The sequence below is a fragment of the Duganella aquatilis genome, assembly GCF_009674565.1.
GTDB classification, from domain to species: Bacteria; Pseudomonadota; Gammaproteobacteria; order Burkholderiales; family Burkholderiaceae_D; genus Rugamonas; species Rugamonas aquatilis.
Map to the genome: position 1 here is coordinate 1 of NZ_WKJL01000009.1, position 25,543 is coordinate 25,543.

25 protein-coding genes are annotated in these 25,543 nt (G+C 65.1%); 17 read left to right on the plus strand and 8 right to left on the minus strand.

Translation table 11 applies throughout. The features are described 5' to 3' along the window. Together GJ698_RS13590 and kdpE are read left to right on the plus strand one after the other, a co-directional pair. On the plus strand, window positions 1-1,588 hold a 1,588-nt coding region (locus GJ698_RS13590; RefSeq protein WP_154358167.1), incomplete at its 5' end, for a DUF4118 domain-containing protein. Beyond that, window positions 1,581-2,279: a two-component system response regulator KdpE gene (gene kdpE, locus GJ698_RS13595; RefSeq protein WP_154358168.1), complete on the plus strand. Its 699-nt coding sequence runs from the start codon at window positions 1,581-1,583 to the stop codon at window positions 2,277-2,279. The genes GJ698_RS13590 and kdpE, both read left to right, overlap by 8 nt. A gap of 69 nt (window positions 2,280-2,348) precedes the next feature. On the opposite strand, the gene GJ698_RS13600 is transcribed toward kdpE, so the two are convergent. From GJ698_RS13600 to GJ698_RS13615, 4 genes are all read right to left on the minus strand, one after another. After that, entirely contained in the window at window positions 2,349-3,263 is a 915-nt protein-coding gene (locus tag GJ698_RS13600) for a GNAT family N-acetyltransferase (protein ID WP_154358169.1), read from the minus strand. 112 nt (window positions 3,264-3,375) lie between these two features. Further along, a complete protein-coding gene (locus tag GJ698_RS13605) occupies window positions 3,376-4,545 on the minus strand; it encodes a vWA domain-containing protein (RefSeq protein WP_154358170.1) in 1,170 nt (389 codons plus the stop codon). 1 nt (window position 4,546) lies between these two features. Further along, entirely contained in the window at window positions 4,547-5,140 is a 594-nt protein-coding gene (locus GJ698_RS13610; protein WP_154358171.1) for a GNAT family N-acetyltransferase, read from the minus strand. After that, on the minus strand, window positions 5,137-5,985 hold the full coding sequence (locus tag GJ698_RS13615; protein ID WP_154358172.1) for an AAA family ATPase: 849 nt from the start codon (window positions 5,983-5,985) through the stop codon (window positions 5,137-5,139). Before GJ698_RS13615 ends, GJ698_RS13610 begins: the two co-directional genes overlap by 4 nt. 201 nt (window positions 5,986-6,186) lie before the next feature. Between GJ698_RS13615 and GJ698_RS13620 the strand changes: the two genes are divergently transcribed. Then, on the plus strand, window positions 6,187-6,525 hold the full coding sequence (locus GJ698_RS13620; RefSeq protein ID WP_154358173.1) for a c-type cytochrome: 339 nt from the start codon (window positions 6,187-6,189) through the stop codon (window positions 6,523-6,525). Between the two features lie 11 nt (window positions 6,526-6,536). Next, entirely contained in the window at window positions 6,537-6,878 is a 342-nt protein-coding gene (locus GJ698_RS13625) for a c-type cytochrome (protein ID WP_154358174.1), read from the plus strand. Between the two features lie 105 nt (window positions 6,879-6,983). Here GJ698_RS13625 and GJ698_RS13630 read toward each other — a convergent pair whose 3' ends face one another. Continuing rightward, window positions 6,984-7,409, minus strand: a complete 426-nt coding sequence (locus tag GJ698_RS13630; protein ID WP_154358175.1) for a DUF1841 family protein — start codon at window positions 7,407-7,409, stop codon at window positions 6,984-6,986. Between the two features lie 56 nt (window positions 7,410-7,465). Beyond that, window positions 7,466-8,098, minus strand: a complete 633-nt coding sequence (locus GJ698_RS13635) for an RNA pyrophosphohydrolase (protein ID WP_229259978.1) — start codon at window positions 8,096-8,098, stop codon at window positions 7,466-7,468. Between the two features lie 202 nt (window positions 8,099-8,300). Between GJ698_RS13635 and GJ698_RS13640 the strand changes: the two genes are divergently transcribed. Together GJ698_RS13640 and GJ698_RS13645 are read left to right on the plus strand one after the other, a co-directional pair. Next, complete coding sequence (locus tag GJ698_RS13640) at window positions 8,301-10,037, plus strand: proline--tRNA ligase (RefSeq protein WP_154358176.1); 1,737 nt, start codon at window positions 8,301-8,303, stop codon at window positions 10,035-10,037. After that, complete coding sequence (locus GJ698_RS13645; RefSeq protein WP_154358177.1) at window positions 10,037-10,648, plus strand: lytic transglycosylase domain-containing protein; 612 nt, start codon at window positions 10,037-10,039, stop codon at window positions 10,646-10,648. Before GJ698_RS13640 ends, GJ698_RS13645 begins: the two co-directional genes overlap by 1 nt. 44 nt (window positions 10,649-10,692) lie before the next feature. On the opposite strand, the gene GJ698_RS13650 is transcribed toward GJ698_RS13645, so the two are convergent. Continuing rightward, complete coding sequence (locus tag GJ698_RS13650; protein ID WP_154358178.1) at window positions 10,693-11,073, minus strand: SWIB/MDM2 domain-containing protein; 381 nt, start codon at window positions 11,071-11,073, stop codon at window positions 10,693-10,695. A 180-nt stretch (window positions 11,074-11,253) separates the two neighbouring features. Continuing rightward, on the minus strand, window positions 11,254-12,621 hold the full coding sequence (ffh, locus tag GJ698_RS13655) for a signal recognition particle protein (RefSeq protein WP_154358179.1): 1,368 nt from the start codon (window positions 12,619-12,621) through the stop codon (window positions 11,254-11,256). Window positions 12,622-12,803: 182 nt separating this feature from the next. On the opposite strand from ffh, the gene GJ698_RS13660 reads away from it, so the two are divergent. The 11 genes from GJ698_RS13660 (at window position 12,804) to GJ698_RS13710 (ending at window position 25,540) form a co-directional block, all read left to right on the plus strand. Continuing rightward, on the plus strand, window positions 12,804-13,838 hold the full coding sequence (locus GJ698_RS13660; protein WP_154358180.1) for a YjgN family protein: 1,035 nt from the start codon (window positions 12,804-12,806) through the stop codon (window positions 13,836-13,838). A gap of 3 nt (window positions 13,839-13,841) precedes the next feature. Continuing rightward, window positions 13,842-14,843 carry a M48 family metallopeptidase gene (locus tag GJ698_RS13665; protein WP_154358181.1) on the plus strand — a complete coding sequence of 334 codons (1,002 nt, stop codon included), beginning with the start codon at window positions 13,842-13,844 and terminating at the stop codon, window positions 14,841-14,843. Window positions 14,844-14,951: 108 nt separating this feature from the next. Further along, entirely contained in the window at window positions 14,952-15,932 is a 981-nt protein-coding gene (locus GJ698_RS13670; RefSeq protein ID WP_371865298.1) for an ABC transporter substrate-binding protein, read from the plus strand. Further along, complete coding sequence (locus GJ698_RS13675) at window positions 15,932-16,756, plus strand: ABC transporter permease (RefSeq protein WP_154358182.1); 825 nt, start codon at window positions 15,932-15,934, stop codon at window positions 16,754-16,756. The genes GJ698_RS13670 and GJ698_RS13675 overlap by 1 nt, the downstream gene beginning before the upstream one ends. Then, entirely contained in the window at window positions 16,756-17,553 is a 798-nt protein-coding gene (locus tag GJ698_RS13680; protein WP_154358183.1) for an ABC transporter ATP-binding protein, read from the plus strand. The genes GJ698_RS13675 and GJ698_RS13680 overlap by 1 nt, the downstream gene beginning before the upstream one ends. 22 nt (window positions 17,554-17,575) lie before the next feature. Continuing rightward, window positions 17,576-18,379, plus strand: a complete 804-nt coding sequence (locus tag GJ698_RS13685) for a cytochrome C assembly family protein (RefSeq protein WP_154358184.1) — start codon at window positions 17,576-17,578, stop codon at window positions 18,377-18,379. Beyond that, window positions 18,376-18,672, plus strand: coding sequence for a PP0621 family protein (locus tag GJ698_RS13690; protein WP_154358185.1), 297 nt, complete (start codon window positions 18,376-18,378; stop codon window positions 18,670-18,672). The genes GJ698_RS13685 and GJ698_RS13690 overlap by 4 nt, the downstream gene beginning before the upstream one ends. 18 nt (window positions 18,673-18,690) lie before the next feature. After that, window positions 18,691-20,379: a sensor histidine kinase gene (locus GJ698_RS13695; RefSeq protein WP_154358186.1), complete on the plus strand. Its 1,689-nt coding sequence runs from the start codon at window positions 18,691-18,693 to the stop codon at window positions 20,377-20,379. After that, on the plus strand, window positions 20,379-21,794 hold the full coding sequence (locus GJ698_RS30630; RefSeq protein WP_154358187.1) for a sigma-54-dependent transcriptional regulator: 1,416 nt from the start codon (window positions 20,379-20,381) through the stop codon (window positions 21,792-21,794). Before GJ698_RS13695 ends, GJ698_RS30630 begins: the two co-directional genes overlap by 1 nt. After that, window positions 21,791-22,381 carry a 1,6-anhydro-N-acetylmuramyl-L-alanine amidase AmpD gene (gene ampD, locus GJ698_RS30635; protein WP_371865299.1) on the plus strand — a complete coding sequence of 197 codons (591 nt, stop codon included), beginning with the start codon at window positions 21,791-21,793 and terminating at the stop codon, window positions 22,379-22,381. The genes GJ698_RS30630 and ampD overlap by 4 nt, the downstream gene beginning before the upstream one ends. A gap of 222 nt (window positions 22,382-22,603) precedes the next feature. Continuing rightward, complete coding sequence (locus GJ698_RS13710; protein ID WP_154358188.1) at window positions 22,604-25,540, plus strand: ribonucleoside-diphosphate reductase subunit alpha; 2,937 nt, start codon at window positions 22,604-22,606, stop codon at window positions 25,538-25,540. Window positions 25,541-25,543 lie beyond the last annotated feature (3 nt).

Here is a 25,543-nt window from a genome sequence, read left to right on the forward strand (position 1 = left end):
CCCCTCCCGGCCCGCCGGCGATGCGGCTGGCGGGCCGGGAGGGGCGGGCAAGCGCCGGCGCGCCACCGGCTACATCGTCGCGGCGGCGGCCAGCATCGCCACCGCGCTGGCGGCCACGCCGATGCTGGCCTGGCTCGACCTGGCCAACATCGCCATGCTGTTCCTGCTGGTGGTGGTGCTGGTGGCGGTGCGCTTCGGCCGCGGCCCGTCGGTGATGGCGACCTGCGTCAGCGTGGCCTGCTTCGACTTCTTCTTCGTGGCGCCGCGCTTCACCTTCGCCGTGACCGACTTCCAGTACCTGATCACCTTCGTCGTCATGCTGGCGGTGGGCCTGATCACCGGCCACCTGACGGCCGACCTGCGCTTCCAGGCGCGGGTGGCGGCGCACCGCGAACGGCGCTCGCGGGCGCTGTACGAATTCGCCCGCGAACTGTCCGGCGCCCTGCAGACCGAACAGATCTTCGACACCACCCAAAGCGTCATCCAGCGCGCCTTCCGCGCCCGCGCCACGCTGCTGCTGCCGGACGCCGACGGCCGCCTGCTGGCGCCGGCCGCCGGCGCGCACGACAGCGCCAGCCGCGCGCACCAGTCGGCGATCGATCTCGGCATCGCCCAATGGGCCTACGACCGCGCCGAGCCGGCCGGCCTGGGCACCGGCACGCTGCCGGCCAGCCGGATCTTCTACCTGCCGCTGCAGGCGCCGATGCGCACGCGCGGCGTGCTGGCAATCGAACCGGCGCAGCGGCGCTGGATCCTGATCCCGGAACAGCGCCAGCAGCTCGACACCTTCGCCGCGCTGGCCGCCATCGCGCTGGAGCGGGTGCACTACATCGACGTCGCGCAGCACGCGCTGGTCAGCATGGAATCCGAACGGCTGCGCAACTCGCTGCTGGCGGCGCTGTCGCACGACCTGCGCACGCCGCTGACATCGCTGGTCGGCCTGTCCGAAGCGCTGGCCGGCTCGCGTCCCGCGCTCAGTGCCGCCCAGCTGGCCGACGCCACCGCGCTGCACGACGAAGCGCTGCGCATGAGCACCATGGTGGCCAACCTGCTCGACATGGCGCGCATCCAGAGCGGCGAAGTCAAATTCAACCTGCAATGGCAGCCGCTGGAAGAAGTGGTCGGCAGCGCCCTGCGCGCCAGCGCGCCGCAACTCAAAGACCACCAGGTCAGCACGCGGCTGCCGCCGGACCTGCCGCTGCTGCGCTACGACGCCGTGCTGATCGAACGGGTGCTGGCCAACCTGCTGGAAAACGCCGCCAAGTACACGCCGCCGGGCGCCCGCATCGCCATCAGCGCCGCGCTGCACGGCGCCTGGATCAACATCACGGTGGCCGACGACGGCCCGGGCCTGCCGCCGGGCCGCGAAGAAGCGCTGTTTGAAAAATTCACCCGCGGCGAGCGCGAATCGGCCAAGCCGGGCGTCGGCCTGGGGCTGGCGATCTGCCGCGCCATCGTCGAAGCGCACGGCGGCCGCATCAGCGCCGGCAGCGGCGCCACGGCCTCGGCGCTGGGCGGCGCCGCCTTCACCTTCACGCTGCCGCTGGGCACACCGCCGGCCATGCCGGAAGAGGAACAACATGAGTGACAACACCGCGCCGACCGCCCTGCTGGTCGAAGACGAACCGCAGATCCGCCGCTTCGTGCGCGCCGCGCTGGAAGAAGAGGGATGGCAGGTGTTCGAAGCGCCCGGCCTGCAACGGGGCCTGATCGACGCCGGCACGCGCAAGCCCGACCTGATCGTGCTCGACCTCGGCCTGCCCGACGGCGACGGCATCGACTTCGTCATCGACCTGCGCAAATGGTCGTCGGTGCCGGTGATCGTGCTGTCGGCGCGGGTCAACGAAGCCGACAAGATCCGCGCGCTGGACGCCGGCGCCGACGACTATCTGACCAAGCCGTTCGGCGTCGGCGAACTGCTGGCGCGGGTGCGCGCCACCTTGCGCCGCCAGCGCCAGCCGGCCGCCGACAATAGTGGGCTGGTGCGGTTCGGCGACGTCGCGGTCGATTTGCAGAACCGGCGCGTGACGCGCGGCGGCGAGAATGTGCACCTGACGCCGACCGAATACCGGCTGCTGGCGGTCCTGGTGGCCAACGCCGGCCGCGTGATGACCAACCCGCAGCTGCTGCGCGCCGTGTGGGGGCCGTCGCAATCGGAAAACGGCCACTACCTGCGCATCTACATGGGCCACCTGCGCCACAAGCTGGAAGCCGATCCCACCCAGCCGCGCTACCTGCTGACCGAAACCGCCGTCGGCTACCGCCTGCAACTGCCGTAAACCGGGGTCAGTTCTGCCATTGGTACATGAGTCCGTGTGCGATTGGCAGAACTGACCCCGGATCGGCGGCTAGTCGCGCGCCATGATCTGGTAGCCCTTGTCGTTGGCGACCGTCTGGAAGCTGCGGCGTGCCAGCATATCGGCCATTTGCGAGCCGGCCTTGCTGGCGGCCACCAGCCGGCGCTGCTGGTAGACGGTGCAGAAGAAATTCACCATCGCCGAACCGATGCCGCTGCCGCGGAAGGCCGGCGCCACCGCCACCGCGTGCAGCTCGCGCTCGGGACCCTTGTTGCCGTCCACGCCCAGCACCATCATGTAGGCCGCCACCTGGCCGTCGAGCTCCGATACCCAGAACTCGATCGGCACCGTGCTCTGGCCGCCGCTCCACAAATCGCGGGTGGCGGCGCCGTCGATGATGCCCTGGCTGAAGGTGGCGGTCAGCGCCGCCTGGCGCACGGCGTCCATCACGGTCTGGTCGAAGGCGCCGCTCTCGCCGCCGCTGTTGGTCAGCTGGATAATCGTCGGCACGTCGTCGACCACGGCGCGGCGGATGCTCGCCTTCAGCCGGCGCTGATGGCGTTCGCGGCGCACCTTGCGGCGGAAATTCTGGGCATGGCGGGCGGTGCGCTCGACCAGCATCCGGCCCTCCCATGCCAGCAGCGCCACCAGGCCATAGCCGGCCGCGCTTTGCAGCAAATCGTAGACCAGCATGGTGGCGCTGTCGTGCTGGCGGCTCAGGTAGAAATCGGCGACGCGCGCCGCGCTTGCGCCCAGCACCGCCAGGGTGGTGGCGCCGCGCCCCAGGCGCCAGGCAACCAGCACCACCGGCAGCGTGTAGAAGGGACTGAAGGAAATCGATGTGCCGCTGCCGATATCGAGCAGGAACAACAAACACAGCAGCAGCAGGGCGCCGCCGGCGACGTAGCGCCGGTTCGCCGCGCCCAGGCGGGCCGCCAGGCGATGGAATGAGAACAAGGTGGACATAACGTCAGGCTAAGGGCTGAACGACCGTACTACAACTTGATATTTGTAGCAATTTGTTTCATTTATGGACTGGTTTTTAACGAACTTGTCTTCAATGAAACCTCGCCAGCGGCTACTTGCTGAGGGTGCGCATGGCCCGTTCCAGGCCGTCCATGGTCAGCGGGAACATGCGGTTGTTCATCAACTGGCGCATGATGGACACCGACTGGCGGTACGGCCAGATGTTTTCCGGCTCGGGATTCAGCCACACGAATTTCGGGAAGGCGCTGGTGAAGCGCGCCAGCCAGGTGCTGCCGGCTTCCTCGTTGTTGTATTCGACCGAGCCGCCCGGCTGCAGGATTTCGTAGGGACTCATGGTGGCGTCGCCGACGAAAATCAGCTTGGTGTCGGGCGGGTATTTGCGCAGGATGTCCCAGGTCGGGAAGCGCTCGGCATGGCGCCGGCGGTTGTTCTTCCACATGTAGTCGTACACGCAGTTGTGGAAGTAGAAGAACTCCATGTTCTTGAACTCCGTCTTGGCGGCCGAGAACAGCTCCTCGGTGCGCTCGATGTGGTCGTCCATGGTGCCGCCGACGTCGAACAGCATCAGCACCTTGATGTTGTTCTTGCGCTCAGGCTGCATCTTGATGTCGAGGTAGCCGGCGTTGCTGGCGGTGGCGCGGATGGTGTCGTCCAGCGCCAGTTCCTCGGCCGCGCCCTGGCGCGCGAACTTGCGCAGCCGGCGCAGCGCCACCTTGATGTTGCGGGTGCCGATTTCGCGCTCGCCGTCGTAGTCCTGGTAGCTGCGCGCCTCCCACACCTTGACGGCGCTGCGGTTGCCGCCCTTGCCGCCGATGCGCACGCCCTCGGGATTGGTGCCGCCGTGGCCGAAGGGCGAGGTGCCGCCGGTGCCGATCCACTTGTTGCCGCCCTCGTGGCGTGCCTGCTGCTCCTTGAGCAGCTCCTTGAGGCGGTCCATCAGCTTGTCGTAGCCGAATTTTTCCAGCGCTGCGATCTGCTCCGGCGTCAGCTCGCGCTTCATGCGCTGCACCAGCCAGTCCAGCGGCACGCTGCCGTGGTCGTCGAACACCGCGCTGATGCCCTTGAAGTACAGGCCGAAGGCGCGGTCGAACTTGTCGAAGTGGGCTTCGTCCTTCACCAGCGTCAGGCGCGCGAGGTAGTAGAAGTCGTCCAGCGAGGTGGTGATGACCTGCTTTTGCATCGCCTCCAGCAACGTCAGGAATTCCTTGATCGTCACCGGGATTTTCGCGTCTTTCAGCGTGAAGAAGAAATCGATCAGCATGTCAGACGGTTCCGTGCCGGGCCAGCTTGTAGCGCAGGTGCGCCTTGATCTCCGGCCACTCGCCGGCCGTGATGCTGTACATGACGGTGTCGCGCACGGTGCCGTCGCGGCGCAGCGCGTGGTGGCGCAGCACGCCGTCCTTCCTGGCGCCGAGGCGTTCGATGGCGGCCTGCGAGGCGTGGTTGAAGTTATCGGTGCGCAGGCCGACCAGCGCCGCGCCGACGGTCTCGAAGGCGTGCGTCATCAGCAGCAGCTTGCAGGTGGTGTTGACGTGGCTGCGCTGGCGGCTTTTGGCGTACCAGGTGTAGCCGATCTCCAGGCGGCCGATGTCGGCGACGATGTCGTGGTAGCTGGTGGTGCCGACCAGCGTACCGCTGGCGCTGTCGATCACGGCAAACGCCAGCCGGGTGGGGCGCTGCTCGATGGCCTTGCGAATGTAGGCGTCCACCTGCTCCGGCGCCGGCACCGAGGTCACGCGCAGGTTCCACAGCTCGCCGTCGGCGGCGGCCGCGCGCAGGCCGTCGGCGTGGTGGGCGCCCAGCGGTTCGAGGCGCACGCCGTGCAGTTCCAGCGTGGTGGGCAGGATGGTGTTCATCGGTTGTGGCGCGCCATGGCGACCAGGCGTTCGAACAGGTGGATGTCCTGTTCGTTCTTCAGCAGCGCGCCGTGCAGCGGCGGCACGATGGCTTTCTGGTCCTGGCTGCGCAGCGCTTCCGGCGGAATGTCTTCCGCCATCAAGAGCTTGAGCCAGTCGAGGAATTCCGAGGTCGACGGCTTTTTCTTCAGGCCCTGAACCTCGCGCACCTCGTAGAAGGTCTGCAGCGCCTGCGCCAGCAGTTCCTGCTTCAGGTGCGGGTAGTGCACCTGGACGATCTGCCGCATGGTGTCGCGGTCGGGGAACTTGATGTAGTGGAAGAAGCAGCGGCGCAGGAAGGCGTCCGGCAGCTCCTTCTCGTTGTTGGAGGTGATGATCACCAGCGGGCGGTGCTTGGCCTGCACCATCTCGCGCGTCTCGTAGACGTAGAACTCCATGCGATCGAGTTCGCGCAGCAGGTCGTTGGGGAACTCGATGTCGGCCTTGTCGATTTCATCGATCAAGAGCACCACCGGCTCGGGCGCCGTGAAGGCCTGCCACAGCACGCCCTTGACGATGTAGTTGTGGATGTCGCGCACGCGCTCGTCGCCGAGCTGGGAGTCGCGCAGGCGCGAGACGGCGTCGTACTCGTACAGGCCCTGCTGCGCCTTGGTGGTCGACTTGATGTGCCACTGCATCAGCGGCATGTTCAGCGCGGCCGCCACTTCCTCGGCCAGCATGGTCTTGCCGGTGCCCGGCTCGCCCTTGATCAGCAGCGGGCGTTGCAGGGTGAGGGCGGCGTTGACGGCCAGTTTCAGGTCGGCGGTGGCGACGTACTGGTCGGAACCTTCAAAACGTGCGTGCATGGTGGGCGATCCGGGAAGAGAAAGAGCAAACAGTATAAAAGGAAACGCTAGAGCGGGTGCTCGATACGGCAGGGTGCTTGTGTTGTTTATAAAAAATACTTAGGTTAGAATCCCTGCACTTATAGAGCAAAAGTCAATAGAATTGACTCCGTGGTAGAAGTATCCGAGATCGCAGTATCCGATTACTTACTTAGAGACACCATGAAAAAACTCACCGCACTCCTCGTGCTCGCAGGCATCGCCCACGTCGCCGTCGCTGCGGAAGTTGTGGGCAATGCCCAGAACGCCAAAGCCAAGATTGAAATGTGTATCGGCTGCCATGGCATCCCCGGCTACAAAGCCACCTTTCCCGAAGTGTTCCCGGTGCCGATGATCGGCGGCCAGTCGGCCAAGTACATCGAGAGCGCGCTGCAGGCCTACAAGAAGGGCGAGCGCAAGCACCCGTCGATGCGCGGCATCGCCGCCAGCCTGAGCGACCAGGACATCGCCGACGTGGCGGCGTTCTATTCGCAGCAGACCCGCACTGCCGACCCGAAATGAGGACCGAGTTCATGCACAAACTGATCGCCACCGTGGGCCTGGCCCTGCTCGCCGGCGCCGCGCAGGCGGCCGGCAACCTCGACGCCGGCAAGGCGCTGACCGAGAAATACGCCTGCTTCAGCTGCCACGGCAAGGATTTCAACACGCCGATCGACCCCAGCTATCCGAAGCTGGCCGGCCAGCACAAGGATTACCTGGAACACGCGCTGAAAGCCTACAAGCGCGGCGACGCCCCCAACGGCCGCAGCAACGCCATCATGACCGGCCAGGTCAAGCCGTTGAGCGACCAGGACATCAAGGACCTGGCGGCCTACCTGCACAGCCTGCCGGGCAACCTGGCCACCCACCGCTAAAACTCCGGGGTCAGGTCCCTCATTTCTACACGAGCTCTGCCGTAGCTTTGGCTACGGCAGAGCTCGTGTAGAAATGAGGGACCTGACCCCGGGTTACACGGATGATTACAGCCGGCGCTTGATGGCTTCGATGTAGGCGACGCCGTCGGGCGGGGTGCCGTTGCGCTGGGCGTTCCAGATCATCTCGCCCAGGCAGTCCATGATCACGTGCTGCGCCGCGTGGGCGTCGTCCAGCTTGAGCGTCAGCTCGGTCGCCAGCGCGCGGATGCCGGGCGGCTGGTCGATCGAGATCTGCTCGTCGATCGACAGGTGCATCGACAAATGCAGGAAGGGATTGGCCTGCGCGCCTTCGACCTGGTAGTCGCGCGTCAGCGCCGTCTCCACGTCCGCCAGCACCTCGTGGTATTCGGGATGGTGGCGGATCCAGTCGGCCGCCATGGTTTCGATCGGGGTCAGGATGTCGTGGGCGCGCTGCTTGCGGTAGGCTTCGCAGAAGAAGCGGCGGACATCGTCGGAAGAAGGATTGAACATAGGCCGCCATTGTACGTAAAAAAAGCGGGACAGTCGGACTGTCCCGCTTTTTTGCATCAGCCGCCGTCTTTGCCGGGGTCCGGCTTGTCGGCGCAGCCGCAGTCGGCGTTGGCGGTTTCCAGCGCCGCCGCCGCGGGCGCGGCCGTGGCGGCGCGCGGCGCATGCGGCTGGCGCAGATAGCGCGAACCGTGGTGCCGGCGGTCGTGGCCGTTGGCCGGCCAGGTCAGGAAGCGCGACAATTCCTGCAAGGCGCGCTGGTAGACCTCGCGCTTGAACTCGATCACCACGTCCAGCGGCACCCAGTAGTCGTGCCAGCGCCAGGCGTCGAATTCCGGGTGGTCGGTCAGGCGCAGGTTGACGTCGTTATCGCGCGCGCACATCCGCAACAGGAACCAGATCTGCTTCTGGCCACGGTAGTGGCCGCGGATTTCCCGCTTGATGAAATGGTCCGGCACCTCATAGCGCAGCCAGTCGCGGGTGCGACCGACAATCTTGACGTGCTCGGCCCGCAGACCGATTTCCTCTTCCAGCTCGCGATACATAGCCTGCTCCGGCGTCTCCCCATATTTGATGCCGCCTTGCGGAAATTGCCATGAGTGCTCGCGCACCCGCTTGCCCCACCACACCTCGTTCTGGGCGTTCAGCAGGATGATGCCGACGTTGGGCCGGAACCCTTCACGATCGAGCATATTGCACCTCAAACTTTCTGCGGCCGAGCTCCTGTCTTATATTTTTGCCCACAAAAAGGCACGCCGGACCGGTTTTCGGGGTACGAAAACCGCCGGAGGGCCCTGATTTGAACGCATTTGTATAAAGTATGGATGCATCAGCCAGCTAATCCTTTAAAATTAGGTTGATTATAACTCTCTCTTTTTAAAAAGAATTCACCGTATGCGCGCCTCACGTTTTTTTATTTCCACGCTTAAAGAAGCGCCTTCCGATGCCGAGATCGTCAGCCATCAGTTAATGATGCGCGCCGGCATGATCAAACGGCTCGGTTCCGGCATCTACACCTATATGCCGATGGGTCTGAAAATCATCCGCAAGGTCGAAGCGATCGTGCGCGAAGAAATGAACCAATCGGGCGCCGTCGAGCTGTTGATGCCCCTGATCCAGCCTGCCGAGCTGTGGCAAGAAACCGGCCGCTGGGACAAGATGGGCGCCGAACTGCTGCGCATCAAGGACCGCCACGGCCGCGAGTTCGCCTTCCAGCCGACCGCCGAGGAAGTGATCACCGATGTTGTCCGTTCGGAAATTAAATCGTACCGTCAACTTCCGTTGAATTTTTACCACATCCAGACCAAATTCCGCGACGAACGCCGTCCACGCTTCGGCCTGATGCGCGGCCGCGAGTTCACCATGAAGGATGCGTACTCGTTCGACCGCGACCTGGCCGGCATGCAGGCTTCGTACAAGATCATGTATGACGCCTATACCCGTATTTTCAACCGCTTCGGTTTGAAGTTCCGTGCGGTAGCAGCCGATAACGGCGCCATCGGCGGCACCGGCTCGCACGAATTCCACGTCATCGCCAGCACCGGCGAGGATGCGCTGGTGTACTGCCCGACCTCGGACTACGCCGCCAACATGGAAGCGGCCGAGGCGCTGCCGGTCAACGCCAGCCGTCCGGCCGCCACGCAGGCGCTGACCAAGGTGGCCACGCCGAACGCCACCAAGTGCGAGCTGGTGGCCGAGCAGCTCAAGCTGCCGCTGGCGCAGACCGTCAAGACGCTGGCGCTGACCGTCGAGAGCGAAACCGATGGCAAACCAGCTAAACAGTATTTCATGTTGTTGTTGCGTGGCGACCACGAACTGAACGAAGTCAAGGTCGGCAAGGTGCCGGGCCTGGCCGCGCACCGCTTCTCGACCGAGGCCGAGATCCTGGAAGTCTACGGCTGCGTGCCGGGCTACCTGGGCCCGATCGGCACCCTTGGCCCGGTCACCGTGGTGGCCGACCGCACGGTCGCCAACATGGCCGACTTCGTCTGCGGCGCCAACGACGCCGGCTACCACTACACCGGCGCCAACTGGGGCCGCGACTGCGCCGAGCCGGACCTGGTGCTGGACCTGCGCAACGTGGTCGAAGGCGACGCCTCGCCGGACGGCCAGGGCGTGCTGGCGATCGAGCGCGGCATCGAAGTGGGCCACGTGTTCCAGCTGGGCACCGCCTACTCGGAAGCGATGAAGGCCACCTTCCTCGATGAAAACGGCAAGCCGGCGCCGCTGCAGATGGGCTGCTACGGCATCGGCGTGACGCGCATCCTGGGCGCCGCCATCGAGCAGAACTTCGACGACAAGGGCATCATCTGGCCGACCTCGCTGGCGCCGTTCGAGCTGGTGCTGTGCCCGATGGGCATGGACCGCAGCGAAGCGGTCAAGCAGGCCGCCGAGCAGCTGTACGCCGACGCGGTCGCGGCCGGCATCGACGTCATCCTCGACGACCGTGGCGCCCGTCCGGGCCAGATGTTCGCCGACTGGGAACTGATCGGCGTGCCGCACCGCGTGGTGATCGGCGACCGCGGCCTGAAGGAAGGCAACCTGGAATACCAGGGCCGCCGCGATACCGAAGCGACCGCCGTGCCGGTGGCCGAGGTGCTGGCCTTCATCAAAGGCAAGATGGCGCAGTGATGACCGCGCTGTTGCGCCGGACGGTGCTGGCGGCGGCGACGTCGCTGGCCTTGGCCGCGGCCGCGCCGCTGGCGCTGGCCGGCAACCAGAAGGAGGAAGCGCTGGCCGACTCGGTGCGGCTGGCGCTGTCGAACGCGATCAAGGACGCGACGCCGCCGACGCCCAGCTTCCGCAATCCGTCCGACCAGGCGCGCTACCAGAACTGGCTGGAGACCATGTCCTACCGGCTCAAGCGCAAGCTGCCGGACGACCAGACCCGCAACGAATTCCTGGCCACCGTCTGGTACGAGGCGCGCCGCGCCGGGCTCGATCCGGGCATGGTGCTGGGCCTGATCCAGGTGGAGTCGGCCTACCGCAAGTACGCGGTGTCGCTGGTCGGCGCGCGCGGCTACATGCAGGTGATGCCGTTCTGGACCAATGTGATCGGCGACCGCAACCGCAGCGCGCTGTTCAATATGCAGACCAATCTGCGCTATGGCTGCTCGATCCTGCGCATGTACCTGGACATGGAGGCGGGCAATCTGTACCTGGCGCTGGGCCGCTACAACGGCAGCCGCGGCAAGCCGGACTACCCGAACGCGGTGCTGGCCGCGTGGAATAACTGGAAATAAAAAAACCGGGAAGATCCCGGTTTTTTTTCGTCAGCGCTGAACGCTTATTTCAGGTGGTCGGAAATGAGCTTGGTCATTTCGAACATGGAAACCTGGGCTTTGCCGCCGAAAACGGCTTTCAGCTTATCGTCGGCATTGATGTTGCGGCGGTTGGCCGGATCTTGCAGGTCGAATTTTTTGATGTAGTCCCACACTTTTTTGGTCACCTCGGTGCGCGGCAGAGGCGCGGCGCCGACGATCGCGGCCAGCGAGGCGGATGGCGTCAACGCTTTCATGAAGGCGGCGTTCGGCTTGCGTGCTGCGGGTGCTGCTTTTTTCACTGCTGGTTTCGCTGCTGCTTTTGCTGGTGCTGCTGCTTTCTTCGCGGCCGGTTTGGCCGCAGGCTTCTTAGCGGGTGCTGCTGGGGTTTTTTTGGCTGTTGCCATATTCGAGCCTCCTTAACGAACACATGGAAAATTGCGCAATTGATCGCACCGGCTAATATTGGTGGGGATTTAACCAGTACGCAAGTGTTTTTCGCGTTTTTTCCCGGAAACACCACGTAAACGCGGGCTTCCGGGCGCGCACGCACCTTCCAGGGGCGTAAACCGGGGCTTTTGCCCGGCTTAGCGCAGGCCCGGCATCATGCCCTTCATCGAGCGCATCATCTTCATCATGCCGCCGCCCGACAGCTTTTTCATCATGGTCTGCATCTGCTCGAACTGGTTCAGCATGCGGTTGACCTCCTGCACCTGCACGCCGGCGCCGGCCGCGATGCGGCGCTTGCGGGTGGCCTTGATCAGCTCCGGCTTGGCGCGTTCGGCCGGGGTCATCGAGTCGATGATGCCGACCATGCGCCGCACCTGCTTGTCGGCCTGGTCCATGTTGGCGTTGCCGGCGGCCTGCTGGAACTGCGCCGGCAGCTTGTCGACCAGGCTGGCCATGCCGCCCATTTTCTTCATCTGGCCCAGTTGCGCCTTGAAGTCGTTCATGTCGAACTTGCCGCCCGACTTGACCTTGGCGGCCAGGTCGGCGGCGGCCTTGGCGTCCACGCCCTTGCGCGCTTCTTCCACCAGGGCGAGGATGTCGCCCATGCCCAGCACGCGGTTGGCCATGCGGGTCGGATCGAAGGCTTCCAGGCCGTCCAGCTTTTCCGAGACGCCGGCAAACTTGATCGGCTTGCCGGTGATGTGGCGCACCGACAGCGCGGCGCCGCCGCGCGAGTCGCCGTCCAGCTTGGTCAGCACGATGCCGGTCAGCGGCAGCGCGTCGTTGAAGGCCTTGGCGGTGTTGATGGCGTCCTGGCCCAGCATGGCGTCGACCACGAACAGGGTTTCGATCGGCTTGACCGCGCCGTGCACGGCGGCGATCTCCTTCATCATTTCTTCATCGATGCCGAGGCGGCCGGCGGTGTCGATGATCAGTACGTCGTGGTAGTGCTTCTTGGCCCAGTCCAGCGCGGCCAGCGCGATGTCGACCGGTTTGTCCTGGGCAGTCGACGGGAAGAAGTCGGCGCCGACCTGCGCCGTCACCGATTGCAGCTGGGCGATCGCGGCCGGACGATAGACGTCGGCCGACACGGTCAGCACTTTCTTTTTCTTCTCTTCTTTTAAATACTTGGCCAGCTTGCCGACGGTGGTGGTCTTGCCCACGCCTTGCAGACCGGCCATCAGGATGATGGCGGGCGGCTGCTGGGCAAAGCTCAGCTGGGCCGCTTCCGGGCCCAGGTCGGCGCCCATCAGGGCGGCCAGCTCGCGCTGCACCACGCCGACCAGGGCCTGGCCTGGCGACAGCGAGGAAATCACTTCCTCGCCCAGGGCTTTTTCCTTGACGCGGGCGATGAAGTCGCGCACGGCCGGCAGGGCGACGTCGGCCTCCAGCAGCGCCATGCGCACTTCGCGCAGCATCTCGGCGGTGTTGGCTTCGGTCAGGCGGGCCTCGCCGCGCATGGTCTTGACGACCTTGGCGAGGCGTTGAGTCAGATTATCTAGCATGGTGATCGATCAGTCGGTGGTGGCGCCGGCCGCAGGGCCGGACAATGGCCGCCATTTTACCGCATCGCCCGGGCAGTCACGCATTTGATGTATTGCTAAAAACGTACAATTTCCCATTGACAATATAGTGTATGACAGGCATCTTCTTATCATCTATTTAATTGTCATACTGAGAGGGGAATATGGAACAGCAGCAACCGCAGCGCATGCGCTTTCACGCCACAGGCGGCGAGTATTTCCGTATCTGGATCGTCAACCTGTTGCTGACCATCGTCACGCTCGGCATCTATTCAGCCTGGGCCAAGGTGCGCCGCAACCAGTATTTTTATGCGAGCACCGAACTGGCCGGCAGCAGTTTCGAGTACCACGGCAATGCCGTGGCCATCCTCAAGGGCCGTCTGCTGGCGGCGGTGTTGGTCGGCGTCTACGCGCTGACGCTGCACAGCTCGCCGCTGCTGGCCTTGGTCGCCATCCTCGGGCTGGCGGCGGTCTCGCCCTGGTTCATCTGGAAGAGCTTGCAGTTCCGCCTGCATAACACCAGCTATCGCGGCATCCGTTTCCGCTTTGCCGGCGACGTCCACGACGCCTACATCAACTACATGGTGCGGCCGTGGCTGAGCGGCGTCACCGCCGGCCTGGCGGTGCCCTTCGTCCACCAGCGCGCCAAGGCCTGGCAGCACAACAGCGCCCGCTATGGCAATGCGCGCTTTGCCTTCGATGCCGGCGTCGGCGATTTCTACAAGCTGTATGGCTTGTTGCTGCTGATCGGCGGCGGCGGCTTTGCGCTGCTGACCTGGCTCATCATGTCGCTGGGTAATCAGCCCGACGGCCTCCACAGCTACAGCCAGCAGCGCGCGGCCGAAGCCGGCATGGTGGTCATGGCCGGCTACGCCTGGTTCTTCCTGGTGTATCCGCTGTTCATGAACATGCTGCAAAACCTGGTGTGGAACCATACCCGGCTGGAAGAGCACCGCTTCCAGTCCGACATGCAATGGGGCCGCATGATCTTCATTACCGTCACCAATTATCTGGCGGTGATCTGCACACTGGGCCTGTTCCTGCCGTTTGCGCGCGTGCGCACGCTGCGCTACCGCATCGAATCGATTGCGCTGCTGCCGGAAGGCAGCCTGGACGACGTGCTGGCCGCGCCGCAGGACGAAGTCGGCGCCACCGGCGAGGGCGCGGCCGATCTGTTCGATCTTGACCTGTCGATGTAAGCCATGACCGCCGTTGCCGCCCGCTATTTCGATGGCCGCAGTTCGCGCCTGCAGCACGTCACGCTGAGCGTGGAAGCGGGCCACGCGGTGCTGCGCGGCGACGCCGAGCGGCGCGAGCCGCTGCATGCGCTGCGGGTTTCCGAGCGCAGCCGCGGGGCAGCGCGCAAGGTGACGTTTGCCGACGGCGCCTATCTGGAAGTGGACGACCACGAGGCTTTTGCGCGGCTGCTGCACGAGACCGGTCATCGCGACAGCCTGGTGGTGCGGCTGCAGCAAAGCTGGCGCGCGGTGCTGGCCGCGGCCGCCGCCACGGTGGCGCTGCTGTGGCTGGGCTATCTGTATCTGCTGCCGGCGCTGGCGACCGGCATGGCCGCCGCGTTGCCGGCCGGGGTCGAGCGGCAGCTGGGCGCCGGCGTGCTGGCGCTGATGGACCAGCGCCTGCTGGTGCCGACCACGCTGTCGCCGCAACGCCAGGCCGAACTGACCGGGCGCTTCCGCAGCCTGCAGCCGCCGCGCGGCGGCGCGCCCGGCTGGCGGCTGCTGTTCCGCAGCAGCCGCATCGGCCCGAATGCGTTTGCGCTGCCGTCCGGCGACATCGTGCTGACCGACCAGATGGTCCAGCTATTGAACAACGACACCGCGGTGCTGGCGGTGCTGGCGCATGAACTGGGCCATCTGCATGAGCATCACGGCATGCGCCGGCTGATCCAGGGCTCGGTGGTGACGGCGGTGTCCGGCCTGGTGTTCGGCGATATGTCGGCGCTGATGGCCACCGCGCCGGCGCTGCTGCTGGACATGAAATACTCGCGCGACGCGGAACAGGACGCCGACGATTACGCCGTGGCCATGATGCTGCACAACGGCCTGGGCGTGCAGCCGCTGGTGGACGTGTTCAGCCGCCTGCAACAGCTGGAGCAGCAGCGGGGCGGCGACATGGGCTATCTGTCCAGCCATCCGCCCAGCAGCGAGCGCCTGGCGCGGTTGCGCGCCGCCGCTGCGCGCTAGGCCTGCGTTATTGCTCGTAGATCAACATCGCACAGACTCGGAATGCGCTGATATGCAAGAACGATTCCGCTTGGTATGATTTCCGAACAATATATACAGGAGAGACGGATGAAACGGATCAAACTTCAAGCAGCACTCTGCAGCGCCGCAGTCATGACCGCCGCGTTGGCCCCGGCCCAGGCCCAGGAGGTGGTCCGGCTCGGCAACCTGAAATTTGCCCATTACGGCGCCGTCTCGTATATCAAGGAAATCGCGCCCAAGTGCGGCATCAAGGTCGACGAGCGGGTGTTCGCCAAGGGCCTGGATGTGATGCAGGCGATTATCGCCGGCGAACTCGATGTCGGCACCACCGCCTCGGAGGCGGCGATTTCCGGCCGCGCCGGCGGCGCGCCGATCTATGTGGTGGCCGGCTTCGCCAAGGGCGGCGCGCAGCTGGTCAGCCGCGCCGACCTGAAGCTGAAATCGGTCAAGGAACTGAAAGGCAAGAAGGTCGGCGTGACGCGCGGCGGCATCCAGGAAGTGCTGCTGCTGGCCGAGCTGCAGCAGAACGGCCTGAGCGTCTCCGACCAGCCGGGCAAGGATGTGCAGCTGGTGTTCCTGGCCTATGCCGACTTGAATCAGGCGCTGCTGGGCAAGCAGATCGACGCCATGATGCAGTCCGAGCCGCAATCCTCGCAGGCCATCAACAAGGGCTTCGGCACCGAGATCATCAAGCCCTACGACACGCCGATCGGCGAGCCGGTGCGCACCATGGTGATGACCGAGAAGTTCTATAAGGAGAAGCGGCCGCTGGCCGAGAAGTTCATGAACTGCTTCGTCCAGGCCACCAAGACCTTCATCGACAACAAGGCCATCGCCGAGAAGTACGTGCGCGAGGTGGTGTTCAAGGGCCAGATCACCAAGGACGATTTCGACGACGCCATCGGCAATTCGCCGTACAGCTACGACATCACGCCCGAGCACATCCAGACTACCACCGACGTCATGGTCAAGACCGGCGTCGGCCGCATGGCCAAGCCGCCGGTGGCCAAGGACTGGGTCAAGACCGACCTGCTGGACGCGGCCAAGAAGTCGCTGGGCGTGAAGTAATGGCGGCCACATCCTCGTGGCGCCAGGTCGGCATCGGCCTGGTGCTGCCGGCGCTGGTGGTGGCGCTGTGGCAGGCGGTGGCGTCGCTGGGCTGGGTCAATCCGCAGGTGCTGCCGTCGCCGCTGGCGGTGGCGGAAAAATGGGTGGCCTACCTGCTGCCGCTGCAGCCCTACGATCCGGCGGCCGGCAGCTGGCTGCACTGGGCCGTCTCCGGCGAACTGATCACCGATTCCCTCAGCAGCCTGTACCGCGTGGTGGTGGGTTTCCTGATCGGCGGCGGGCTGGCCCTGCCGCTGGGCCTGGCGATGGGCATGAGCAACCGCGTCTACGACTGGTTCAACGTGCTGGTGCAGATGGTGCGGCCGATCCCGCCGATCGCCTATATTCCGCTGTCGATGCTGTGGTTCGGGCTGGGCAATCCGCCGGCCATCTTCCTGATCGCGCTGGGGGCGTTCTTCCCGGTGCTGATGAACACCATCGCCGGCGTGCGCCAGGTCGACGGCATCTTCATCCGCGCCGCGCGCAACCTGGGCGCTTCCGGCTTCACCATGTTCGTGCGGGTGATCCTGCCGGCCGCCGTGCCCTACATTCTGTCCGGCGTGCGGATCGGCATCGGCACCGCCTTCATCGTGGTGATCGTGGCCGAGATGGTGGCGGTGAACAACGGCCTCGGCTTCCGCATCCTGGAGGCGCGCGAGTACTTCTGGTCCGACAAGATCATTGCCGGCATGATTTCCATCGGCCTGATCGGCCTGGCGATCGACGTCGGCATGAACAAGCTGAATAACCATCTGCTGCGCTGGCACCGCGGCCTGGAGAATTAATGAGCGCCTCCCATATCGTCATCTCGCAGGTGAACAAGGTGTTCCAGACCGCCGAGCGCGAAGTGGTGGCGCTCAAGGACATCAACCTGGAGATCCCGCAGGGGCAGTTCGTCTGCCTGCTGGGGCCTTCCGGCTGTGGCAAGTCGACCCTGCTGAACGCGGTGGCCGGCTTCGCGCCGCCGTCGTCCGGCAGCATCAGCGCCGACGGCAAGCTGGTCACCGCGCCGGGCCCGGAGCGCGGCATGGTGTTCCAGGAATACGCGCTGTTCCCGTGGATGACGGTGGCCGACAACATCGCCTTCGGCCTGCAGATCAAGGGCCAGCCCAAGGCGCAGATCGCCGCCACCGTCGACAAGCTGCTCACCATGCTGTCGCTGCAGGACTTCCGCAGCCGCTATCCGAAAGACCTGTCGGGCGGCATGCGCCAGCGGGTGGCGATCGCCCGCGTGCTGGCGCTGGACTCGCCAATCATGCTGATGGACGAGCCGTTCGGCGCGCTCGACGCGCTGACCCGGCGCAACCTGCAGGACGAGCTGCTGCGCATCTGGGCCGAGCTGAAAAAGACCATCATCTTCGTCACCCACTCGATCGAGGAGGCGATCTACCTGGCCGACCGCATCGTGGTGATGACCTACCGGCCCGGCACCGTCAAGCGCGACATGCTGGTCGGCCTGCCGCGCCTGCGCGACCCGGCCGCCGCCGAATTCAATGCGCTCAAGCGCGAGCTGGGCCAGCTGGTGATGGAAGAACAGCAACGCCATCACCACGACGAGCTGCGCATGGCCGCCGTGGACTGAGGCGATGGTGTAAACTGCGGGAATGCAGATCTATTCCTTTATCGCAGCCATCGCGCTGTACATCCTGTGCGCCGCCCTGCCATCGCGCCGTGGCGGCCTGATTTCGGCCGTCACGCTGGCGGCCTGGCTGTTGCATGGCGTCGGCCTGTGGGCCGACATCGCCGGCGGCGGCGAACTGCGCTTCGGCTTTGCCGCCATGCTGTCGTCGGCGCTGTGGGTGTCGGTGGCGGCCTACTGGCTGGAAAACCGCAACTTCAGCCTGGACGGCATGCGCCGCCTGGTGATGCCCAGCGCCGCCGTGGCCGCGCTGCTGCAGGTGATTTTCCCCGGCAACGTGGTGCCGCTGGAAGGCAAGTCGCCGCTGTTCGGCTGGCACATCGCCATCGCCACCATGGCCTACAGCACGCTGACCATCGCCGCCTTCCATGCCGTGCTGATGGCCTTGCAGGAGTCGCGCCTGCATGCGCGGCGCGACACCAAATCCTTCCTGTCCGGTGCGCTGGACCAGCTGCCGGCGCTGCTGACCATGGAAAAACTGCTGTTCCGCATGATAGGCTTCGGCTTCACCTTGCTGAGCCTGACCGTGTTGTCGGGCATCGTGTTTTCGGAACAGCTGTTCGGCCAGGCGCTGAAATGGGACCATAAATCGGCGTTCACGCTGCTGTCGTGGGTGCTGTTCGCTGCGCTGCTGGCCGGCCGCCGCTTCCGCGGCTGGCGCGGCAAGACCGCGCTGAGCTTCACGCTGGCCGGCTTTGCGACCTTGCTGCTGGCGTATGTCGGCAGCCGTTTTGTGTTTGAAGTGGTTTTGCATAAGGGTTGGGCATGAGCCGTCTTATTTTCTGGCTGGGACTGGTTTTCCTGGTGATCTTCGCGGTCCGCTCCAAGATCCGCGCGGCGCAAAAGCGCCATCAGCAGCAGTTCCGCCAGCCGCAACAGCCGCCGGCGCCGCCGCAGCCGCAACCCACCTACAAGGCGCGCGCCGCCGCCCAGGCCGCCAACGACGCCGAAGTGATGCTGCAATGCGCGCATTGCGGCGTCTTCTATCCGGCCTCGGAAACGGTGCAGGCCAACGGCCGTGACTATTGCAGCGCCGGCCATGCCGCCCTGCCGTCGGCCTGATCCTGAAAGCGCGTCGTGATGGCGCGCCTGCCAGCGCTCACGGCGGAATCGCGCGCCACCTTCTGGCGTTCGCTGCAGACGCTGAACGCCAGCCGCGTGGTGATCGCGCTGGTGCTGCTGGTCTATCTGAGCTTCGACAGCCGCGGCGCGCAGGCCGCCAGCCAGTCGCTATACCTGCAAATTTGCCTGGTGTACCTGGGACTGTCGATCGGCTTCGCGCTGTCGGCGGTGTACTGGCAGCGCCGTTTCCTGCTGCAGCTGCTATCGCAGATCGCCTGCGACCTGGCCATCATCTCCATGCTGTACCTGGCCAGCGGCGGCATGCGCAGCGGGCTGGCGATCCTCTACCTGTTCCCGCTGGCCGGCCTGGCCATCCTGGCGCCGCTGACGATGGCGCTGTTCTGCGCCTCGCTGGTGACGCTGTTCCTGCTCGGTGACAGCACCTGGCAGATCTTCCTCAGCGAGAGCGACCGTGACGTCATGCAGGCCGGCCTGTACGGCGCCGCCTTCCTGGCGGCGGTGCTGGTGGTGAACCGCATGGCGGCGCGGCTGATCGGGCAGGAGGAGCTGGCCAGCCAGCGCGGCGTCGAGATCAATGTGCAGCAGGCGGTCAACCGGCTGGTGATGGCGAATATCGGCGACGGCATCCTGGTGGTCGACGCGGACGGCCAGGTCTTCGCCGGCAATCCGGCGGCGCAGCAGATGCTGGGCCTGGTCGGCGCCGAGGTGCGTTTCAAGTTGTCGGCGGCGGCCTCGCTGTCGCCGCTGATCGAAGCGTATGAAGCCTGGCGCGCCGACGCCACCCGTTCCACCGCCTTCCTGACCATCAAGCCGTTCAACGACGCCGCGCTGGAAGGCATGAGCGCGGCCTGGAGCGCGCGCCGCGACCTGGCCGCGCACCTGAAAGTGCGCTTCGCCGCCGCCGACATGGCGGGGCTGGGCCAGGGCGCCGAACGCAGCGTCATCTTTTTGCAGGATGTGACCGGCATCGAAAACCAGGCGCAGCAGCTGAAGCTGGCGTCGATGGGGCGGCTCACCGCCAGCATCGCGCACGAGGTGCGCAACCCGCTGTCGGCCATCGGCCACGCCACCTCGCTGCTGGGGGAAGACCTGACCGACCCGGTGCAGCAGCGCTTGCTGAAAATCGTCGGCGACAACGTGGCGCGGGTGAACCGCATGGTGGAGGACATCCTGCAACTGTCGCGCAAGGTGCAGCCGCACAGCGAGCCGCTGGCGCTGGACGTCTTCCTGGCCGAGCTGCGCGCGGAATTCATCGAGACCCACGGCCTGGCGCCGGACATCCTCGGCCTGGCGGCGGCTCCGGGTGTGCAGGTGCGCTTCGACGCGCTGCATTTGCGCGAGGTGGTGCTCAACCTGCTCAACAACGCCGTGCGCTACGCCAGCGGCGGGCCGGAGTCGATCCGCATGAACGTGGTGCGCGACACGGCGCAGCGGCTGGAACTGCACGTGCAGGACGACGGTCCCGGCATTTCGCCGGAAGTGCGGGCCCACCTGTTCGAGCCGTTCTACACCACGTCCAGCAAGGGCACCGGACTGGGATTGTACTTGGCGCGCGAACTGTGCTTGAATAACGAAGCGCGGCTGGACTATGAATATCGTTTCGACAACAAGGACAACGCCGATGGCAGCCCGTCCTTGAGCGGGCGCTTTGTAATCACCTTTGCCCAGCAAGGAAAGACTGTCTGATGAGTGCTCGCTCACCGCGTGTTCTGGTTGTCGACGACGAGGCCGACCTGCGCGAACTGCTGGAACTGACCCTGCTGAAAATGGGGCTGGATGTCGACAGCGCCGCCACGCTGGGCGAGGCGCGCGCGCTGCTGGCCACGGCGGAGCGCGAATACCAGCTGGTGCTGACCGACATGCGCCTGCCGGACGGCCTCGGGCTGGAACTGGTGCGCGAGGTCACGGCCGCCTACAAGAACACGCCGGTGGCGGTGGTCACCGCCTTCGGCAGCGCCGACAACGCGGTGGTCGCGCTGAAAGCCGGCGCCTTCGACTATATCTCCAAGCCGGTGGCGCTGGACCAGTTGCGGCTGATGGTGCAGTCGGCCTTGCGCCTGAACGCGGCGCCGGCGGCAGGGCAGGCGCCGGCCGCGACGCCGACGGCCAGCCGGCTGCGCGGCGAATCGGCCGTGATCCAGGCGCTGCGCGCGCAGATCGCGCGGCTGGCGCGCTCGATGGCGCCGATCGCCATCCACGGTGAGTCCGGCAGCGGCAAGGAACTGGCGGCGCGCGAGATCCACGCGCAAAGCTCGCGCGCGGCGCAGCCCTTCATCGCCGTCAACTGCGGCGCGATTCCGGAAGCGCTGATGGAGGCGGAATTCTTCGGCTACCGCAAGGGCGCGTTCACCGGCGCGGCCGACGAGCGCGACGGCTTCTTCCAGGCCGCCAACGGCGGCACGCTGATGCTGGACGAGGTGGCCGACCTGCCGCTGGCGATGCAGGTCAAGCTGCTGCGCGCGATCCAGGAGCGGCGCGTGCGCAAGATCGGCGCCACCGCCGAGGAGCCGGTCGACGTGCGTATTATTAGTGCCACCCACAAGAACCTGGCGCAATGCGTGGAGCAGGGCAGCTTCCGCCAGGATCTGTTTTACCGCCTGAACGTGATCGAACTGGGCCTGCCGCCGCTGCGCGAGCGGCTGGACGACCTGCCGGTGCTGACCGGCGCCATCCTGGAACGGCTGGGGACCTTCGAGCACAAGGTGGTGCTCGGTCCCGGTGTGCTGGAGGCGCTGCGCGGCTATTCCTTCCCCGGCAATGTGCGCGAGCTGGAAAACATCCTGGAGCGGGCGCTGGCCTTTGCCGACGACGGCGTGATCCAGGTCGACGACCTGTCGCTGAAGGGCGCGCGCATGGCGGAGGCGGCGCCGCAGCCGCTCGCGGAGCCGGCGGCCGTAGCGGCGGCTGCCGTGCCGGCGCCGCCGGACGCGCTGCCCTCCAGCCTGCCCGACTACCTGAACCAGGTCGAGCGCGACATCATCCTGCGCGCGCTGGCGCAGACGCAGTTCAACCGCACCCAGGCGGCGCAGCTGCTCGGCATCAGCTTCCGCCAGCTGCGCTACCAGATGCAGAAGCTGAACATCCAGGAGCCGGAAGCGTGAGCGGTTTCGATGGCTGGCTGCCGCAGGCGCGGCGCTACGACAGTCCGTATTGCGACGCCCGTCCGGACCCGGCTGACATCACGCTGCTGGTGATCCACAACGTCTCGCTGCCGGGCGGCAGCTTCGGCGGGCCGCACGTGTCGGACCTGTTCACCGGCCGGATCGACTATAATGCTGACCCCTCGTTCGCCGACCTGCGCGGATTGAAGGTCTCCAGCCACTTTTTCATCCGCCGCGACGGCAGCATCATCCAGTACGTTTCCGCCAACGCGCGGGCCTGGCATGCCGGCCTGTCCAGCTTTCGCGGACGGGATAAATGCAATGACTTTTCAATCGGCGTCGAGCTGGAAGGCAGCGACTTCGTGGCCTTCGAGGCGGCGCAATACACGGCCCTGGCGGCGCTGACGATCGCGCTCCAGCAGCACTATCCGTTGACGGATGTGCAAGGCCACGAGCACATCGCACCGGGTCGAAAAACCGATCCGGGACCGTTATTTGATTGGGAATGTTATCAAAATCTGCTTAAGAAACAGGCAATGTTAGTAGCTGCTAGCGCTGAACTTGGCTTCCCTGTAGGGCTTCCTTAAAGTCAAGAGCAAAATTGCTGGAATCATCAAAATTTCTCACTTGCCGTGCTACGGTGTGACCACTACAATCAGTGGATAGGTTCTGGCCCATCACTAGATCTAGTGGTTCTCATGACACTGAATCTTGAGCGAATGGCAAGTACGCCAGGTCGGCCCAACACGGTTTTTTTACACTACATACGCGGCGCAGCACTGACTGCACGTTGTTATCGGGGAGCTTAAATGCAATCTACTCAAGACATCACCATCAATCCAGCGCTGGTACCAGCGGCCGCTGCGAGCACCGCCAGCAGCCCAGCCGTGGCCGCCAGCGCCCTCGGTGACTACCGCATCATCCGCCGTAACGGCGCGGTCGTCGCGTTTGAACCGTCGAAAATCGCCATCGCCGTCACCAAGGCCTTCCTGGCCGTCAATGGCGGCCAGGGCGCCGCTTCGGCGCGCGTGCGTGAATTGGTAGAACAACTGACCGCCAGCGTGGTGTCGGCGCTGGTGCGCCGCCAGCCATCCGGCGGCACCTTCCACATCGAAGACGTGCAGGACCAGGTGGAACTGGCGCTGATGCGCTCGGGCGAACATGACGTCGCCCGCGCCTACGTGCTGTACCGCGCCAAGCACATGGAAGAGCGCCGCGCCGCCAAGGAAGCCCAGGGTTCGGCCGCCACCATCAGCGCGCCGCAGATCCACGTGCTGGAAAACGGCGAGCGCAAGCCGCTGGAACTGAGCCGCGTCACCAGCCTGATCAACGCTGCCTGCATCGGCCTGGAAAAACACGTGGACGCCGACGCCATCGTCGCGGAAACCCTGAAAAACCTGTACGACGGCGTGCCGGTCGAAGAGCTGCACAAATCCGCCATCCTGGCCGCCCGCGCGCTGATGGAAAAAGATCCGGCCTACTCGCAAGTGACCGCCCGCATCCTGCTGCACACCATCCGCAAGGAAGTATTCGGCAAGGAAGTCGCGCAAGGCGCCGCCGCCGCCGAATACGTGAGCTACTTCCCGCAATACATCGCCAAGGGTATCGCCGCCGAACTGCTGGACACCAAGCTGGCCGAGTTCGACCTGGCGCGCCTGTCGAAAGCCCTGGTGGCCGACCGCGACCTGCAATTCGGCTACATCGGCCTGCAGACCCTGTACGACCGCTACTTCCTGCACATCCGCGACACCCGCATCGAAATGCCGCAGGCGTTCTACATGCGCGTCGCCATGGGCCTGGCCCTGAACGAGACCGACCGCGAAGCGCGCGCCATCGAGTTCTACAACCTGCTGTCGACCTTCGACTTCATGTCGTCGACGCCGACCCTGTTCAACTCGGGCACCCTGCGTTCGCAGCTGTCGTCGTGCTACCTGACCACCGTGTCGGACGATCTGGAAGGCATCTACGACGCCATCAAGGAAAACGCGCTGCTGGCCAAGTTCGCCGGCGGCCTGGGCAACGACTGGACCCCGGTGCGCGCGCTGGGCGCCCACATCAAGGGCACCAACGGCAAATCGCAAGGCGTGGTGCCGTTCCTGAAAGTGGTCAACGACACCGCCGTGGCGGTCAACCAGGGCGGCAAGCGCAAGGGCGCGGTGTGCGCCTACCTGGAAACCTGGCACATGGACATCGAAGAGTTCCTGGACCTGCGTAAAAATACCGGCGACGACCGCCGCCGCACCCACGACATGAACACCGCCAACTGGATTCCAGACATGTTCATGAAGCGCGTGATGGAAAAAGGCGAGTGGACCCTGTTCTCGCCATCGGATACGCCTGACCTGCACGATCTGGTCGGCAAGGCCTTCGAAAAAGCCTACCTGGGCTACGAAGCCAAGGCCGCCGCCGGCGAAATCCGCGTGTTCAAGAAAATCCAGGCGCTGGACCTGTGGCGCAAGATGCTGTCGATGCTGTTCGAAACCGGCCACCCATGGATCACCTTCAAAGACCCATGCAACATCCGTTCGCCGCAGCAGCACGTGGGCATGGTCCACAGCTCCAACCTGTGCACCGAGATCACGCTGAACACCGGTCCGGACGAAATCGCCGTCTGCAACCTGGGTTCGGTCAACCTGCCGGCGCACATGAAAGAAGGCAAGCTGGACCACGTCAAGCTGCAGAAAACCATCCGCACCGCGATGCGCATGCTCGACAACGTCATCGATATCAACTACTACGCCGTCGAAAAAGCACGCAACGCCAATATGCGCCACCGTCCGGTCGGTCTGGGCGTGATGGGCTTCCAGGACTGCCTGCACATGATGCGCGTGCCGTTCTCGTCGATGGAGTCGGTGCAGTTCGCCGACACCTCGATGGAAGCCGTCTGCTACTACGCCTACCTGGCCTCGACCGAGCTGGCTGAAGAGCGTGGCCACTACGCGTCGTACAAAGGTTCGCTGTGGGACCGCGGCATCCTGCCGCAGGACTCGATCAAGCTGCTGGCCGAAGAGCGCGGCGGCTACCTGGAGCAGGATCTGTCGTCGGCCATGGACTGGACCCCGGTGCGCGAGCGCATCGCCAAGTTCGGCATGCGTAACTCGAACTGCGTGGCGATCGCTCCGACCGCGACCATTTCGAACATTATCGGCGTGTCGGCTTGCATCGAACCGACCTTCCAGAACCTGTACGTGAAATCCAACCTGTCGGGCGAGTTCACCGAGATCAACGCCTACCTGGTGCGCGACCTGAAGGCGCGCGACCTGTGGGATGAGGTGATGATCGCCGACCTGAAATACTTCGACGGCTCGCTGGCCAAGATCGACCGCATCCCGAACGACCTGCGCGACATCTACGCCACCGCGTTCGAAGTGTCGCCAAGCTGGCTGGTGGAAGCTGCTTCCCGTCGTCAGAAGTGGATCGACCAGGCGCAATCGCTGAACATCTACATGGCTGGCGCTTCGGGCAAGAAACTGGACGAAACCTACAAGCTGGCATGGCTGCGTGGCCTGAAAACCACCTACTACCTGCGCACCACCTCGGCCACCCACACCGAGAAGTCGACCTCCAAGACCGGCGCGCTGAACGCGGTGGCGGTGGACGGCGGCATGTCGGCCAGCGCCCAAGCCGCCGCGCCAGCGCCGGTCGCTCCGGTTGCGGCTGCAGCCGTGACGGCCGAAGCCGACGGCGAAGCCTGCTACCTGCGTCCAGGCGACGACGGTTTCGAGGAATGTGAAGCCTGCCAATAAGTT